We start from the raw sequence: 4,301 nt of genomic DNA on the forward strand, positions 1-4,301 counted from the left end.
GCATTGCCGAGCCTGGATTGCACTTTAAAATGCCATGGCCGATTCAAGAAGTGAAAAAAATGTCCAAAGAAACCTTCAGCCTGGACTTTGGATTTAATGATGGAGAGGATGAAGCAGATAAGGTAACCATGATCACAGGCGATGATAAAATCGTCCAAGCTGATCTTGTTGTTCAGTGGAAAATTACCGACCCAAGATCTTACTTGTTCGCTTCAGAAGAACCTGAGCAAGTCCTTTTCAATGCGACTTCTTCTTCTTTAAGGGGAGTCATCGGAAGCAGCGAAATTGATGAAGCACTCACTTCCGGTAAAGCTGAGATTGAAAACGAAGTAAGAGAAATGCTTGTGTCTCTCATTGATAGTTATGAGGTTGGCGTTTCGATCATCGATGTGAAACTCCAAGAAGTAGACCTGCCGAACCAAGAGGTACGAAAAGCATTTACGAAAGTAACAGATGCAAGAGAGCAAAAGCAAAGTAAAGAAAATGAAGCTGACAAATATGCCAATCAGAAAAGAGAAGAAGCGCTTGGCGAAAAAGATGCGATTATCCAACGCGCAGAAGGAGATAAGGTAGAACGAATCCAAGACGCTAATGGGGCAGTCGCCCGCTTTAATGCGCTTTTAAGTGAATATGAAGACAACCAGGATGTCACTCGTGAGCGTCTCGTCATGGAAACACTTGAGGAGGTACTTCCTCAAGCCAATGTGTACATTATGAATGATGATGGCAATACGATGAAGTACTTGCCTTTGAATCAGGGCAATGTGCAAAAGGTGACTCCGCCAGCTCAAGAAGACAGTGAGGAGGGCGACAAGAATGGGTGACACCATTGATATGAATGAAAAAAAGCAGCCGAAAAATATGAGGAACTATATTCGGGCAGGAGTGACGATCGTGGTGATCGTAGCTCTTTTGTTAATCGGAATCAACTCGATGATCATTGTTAAAGAAGGAGAGTACAAAGTTGTTCGGCAATTCGGAGATGTTATAAAAATTCATGACGAACCAGGATTGAAATTTAAGCTGCCTCTCGTTCAGGAGGTCTCTTCTCTGTCAAAGAAAAAAATGGTTTATGATGTTGATGAAAAAGAGATTACCACTCTTGATAAGAAACGTATGATAATCGATAATTATGCCATTTGGAGTATTTCTGATCCGGAAAAAATGATTTCGAATGCGAGAACGATGGCTAATGCGGAGGCGAGAATGGGTGAGTTCATTTTTTCAATCGTCCGTACTGAATTAGGGAAGATGGATTTTTCGGAAATCATTAATGAAGAGGAAAGTTCCCGTGGCACATTGAATGAAGAAATCACTTCAAGAGTAAATGAATTCCTGACAAGGGATAACTATGGAATTGTGGTGGATGATGTTAGGATCAAACGTTCTGATTTGCCAGAGGCCAATGAGGAAGCTGTCTTCACCCAGATGATTACGGATCGTGAAAAGATTGCACAAGAGTATCTGTCCCAAGGGGAAGCAGAGAAGAACAGGACGATGGCAACTGCGGACCGTGAAGTGAAAGAAATGCTTTCGACGGCAAGGGCTGATGCAGAGAAAATTAGAGCTGAGGGGGAGCAGGAAGCTGCTCAAATATACAATGAAGCCTTTTCCCAGGACCCGGAGTTTTATCAATTGTATCGTACATTAGAATCTTATAAAGAAACGATTGATGGCGAAACAACCATTATCCTTCCTCAAGATTCACCCTATACTGAACTACTCTTAGGCTATTTTGAATGATGAGTCGTGCGTCTTTTCCTTCTTAACTACAAACGTGGTAGAATGAGGGAAAAGACGTTTTTTATATGAATAGGAGTGAGCTCATGGCTGAGAAAGTCGTATTAATTGATGGAAACAGTATTGCTTATCGTGCCTTTTTTGCACTGCCTTTACTGAACAATGATAAAGGGGTATACACAAATGCGGTATACGGATTTACAACAATGCTGTTGAAAATATTAGAAGAAGATCAGCCCGACCATTTGCTGGTCGCTTTTGACGCAGGTAAAACGACCTTTAGACATAAAACCTACAGTGAATATAAAGGTGGGCGTCAAAAGACACCTCCTGAATTATCGGAACAATTCCCTGTCTTGAAAGAGTTGCTGGATGCTTTTGATGTGAAATATTATCAGCTCGATCAATATGAAGCGGATGATATTATCGGTACGCTGGCTACTCAAGCAGGAGAGAAAGAGCTTGACGTAAAAGTGATATCAGGGGATAAAGATTTGCTGCAGCTGGTAACCGATCGGGTAAATGTTACGTTGACCAAAAAGGGAATTACCAATGTGGATACATATGATCCTACCTTCTTATTAGAAAAATTGGAGGTTCGCCCAGATCAAATCATTGATCTGAAAGCTCTTATGGGGGATAGTTCTGATAACATCCCTGGAGTGCCTGGAGTCGGTGAAAAAACTGCGGTGAAATTGTTGAAGCAATTCGATACACTTGAAAACCTTTATGAAAATCTCGATGCCGTTAGTGGGAAGAAACTTAAAGAAAAACTTGAATCTAACAAAGATGAGGCGTTCATGAGTCAACAGCTTGTCACTATCGAAAGAAATGCTCCGATAGAAGTGAAACTCGAGGACCTTGCATATGAGGGATATCAAACGCACCAAGTGAGTCAGTTCTTCAAAGAACTAGGCTTCCAATCGTTGCTCTCCCGAGTGCAGGAAGGTGGGGAGTCTGGTAATAAGGAAGCTTCTCAACTTCCTGACATAGAAGTTGAGGTGGTGGAAGACTTTACAGACGAGATGTTCACAGGGCAGGAAGCATTGGTCGTGGAAATGCTCTACGATAACTACCATCAGGCTCCTATCGAAGGCATTGCGATCGTAAATCAGGATAAAAAATATGTAGTATCTATAGAAAAGGCGAAGGACTCGGAAGCATTCAAAAAATGGGCAGAGGATGCAGCGAAAGAGAAGTGGGTATTTGATGCAAAAGGAACGCTTGTCGCTTTGATGCGTCATGGCATTTATATCGAAGGAATCACCTTTGATTTGCTGCTTGCTTCTTATTTAATCAACCCTTCCGAAAACAATCATGATATTCCAGCAATCAGCCATCGTATGGGAGAAGGTGCTGTGAAGTATGATGAAGAGGTTTACGGAAAAGGGGCGAAAATGAAACGTCCAGATGACGATGAAGTATTCCAGGATCATATCAGCAGGAAAGCCAGCATGGTCTATCAACTGAAGGAAACGGCAGAACGACAGCTGAAGGACAATGAGCAATATGATTTGTACAATGAGCTGGAAATGCCACTCGCATTAATTCTTGGCCGCATGGAGCATCGTGGTGTTCAAGTGGATGTGAATCGCTTGCAGAAGATGGGGGATGAATTGGAAGGCCGTTTAGAAACGGTCCAAAAGGAAATCTTCGAGCTTGCTGGTGAGTCTTTCAATATGAACTCTCCTAAACAGCTAGGTCCGATTTTGTTTGAAAAATTGGAGCTTCCGGTTATCAAAAAGACGAAAACGGGATATTCTACCTCTGCGGATGTGCTTGAGCAGTTAGAGGGCGAGCATGAAATCATTCCGAAGATTCTGTTATACCGTCAACTTGGTAAGCTCAAGTCTACGTATATTGAAGGATTGTTGAAAGTTGTTCATGAGGACACTCAAAAGGTTCATACGCGCTTCAACCAGGCGTTGACTCAAACCGGACGTTTAAGTTCGACAGATCCGAACCTTCAGAACATTCCAATTCGCCTTGAAGAAGGTCGTAAAATCAGACAAGCTTTCATTCCTTCAGAGGAAAATTGGGTTATGTTTGCAAGTGACTATTCCCAAATTGAACTTCGTGTGCTTGCCCATATTGCTCGAGACGAGAAATTGGTAGCAGCCTTTAAAGAAGGGCAGGACATCCACACACAAACAGCAAGTGAAGTTTTTGGAGTGGAAAGCGATGAGGTTACAAGTGAGATGAGAAGACAAGCGAAAGCAGTTAACTTTGGAATTGTTTATGGTATCAGCGATTATGGACTCTCTCAAAGCCTTGGCATTACGAGGAAAGAAGCGAAAGCTTTTATAGAAAAATACTTTGAAAGTTATCCGGGAGTTAAGGAGTACATGGATGAAACCGTACAAGAGGCGAAGAGAGTCGGTTATGTTTCAACCTTCATGAATCGCCGCAGATATTTACCGGACATCACCAGCCGTAACTTCAATAAACGAGGATTTGCTGAACGTACGGCGATGAATACGCCGATTCAAGGAAGCGCGGCAGACATCATCAAGAAGGCAATGATCGACTTGGAACACCGATTGCAGGAAGAAAATTTGCAA

Annotated in this window: 3 protein-coding genes; all 3 read left to right on the plus strand. The window is 42.4% G+C overall.

Annotation, left to right across the window (positions count from 1 at the left end):
- The coding region (gene hflK / locus LD39_RS16350) for an FtsH protease activity modulator HflK (RefSeq protein WP_035549875.1) at positions 1-824 on the plus strand (824 nt) is incomplete at its 5' end.
- Positions 817-1,743, plus strand: coding sequence for a protease modulator HflC (gene hflC / locus LD39_RS16355; RefSeq protein WP_035549878.1), 927 nt, complete (start codon positions 817-819; stop codon positions 1,741-1,743). The genes hflK and hflC, both read left to right, overlap by 8 nt.
- Positions 1,744-1,826: 83 nt before the next feature.
- On the plus strand, positions 1,827-4,301 hold a 2,475-nt coding region (gene polA, locus LD39_RS16360; RefSeq protein ID WP_035549880.1), incomplete at its 3' end, for a DNA polymerase I.

This window comes from Halobacillus sp. BBL2006 (assembly GCF_000786645.1).
In the GTDB taxonomy this organism is placed as follows: domain Bacteria; phylum Bacillota; class Bacilli; order Bacillales; family Halobacillaceae; genus Halobacillus.

Bases quoted from the DNA above. Each gene is read 5' to 3' on its own strand.
- hflC (WP_035549878.1), top strand. From the start codon at position 817: ATGGGTGACACCATTGATATGAATGAAAAAAAGCAGCCGAAAAATATG.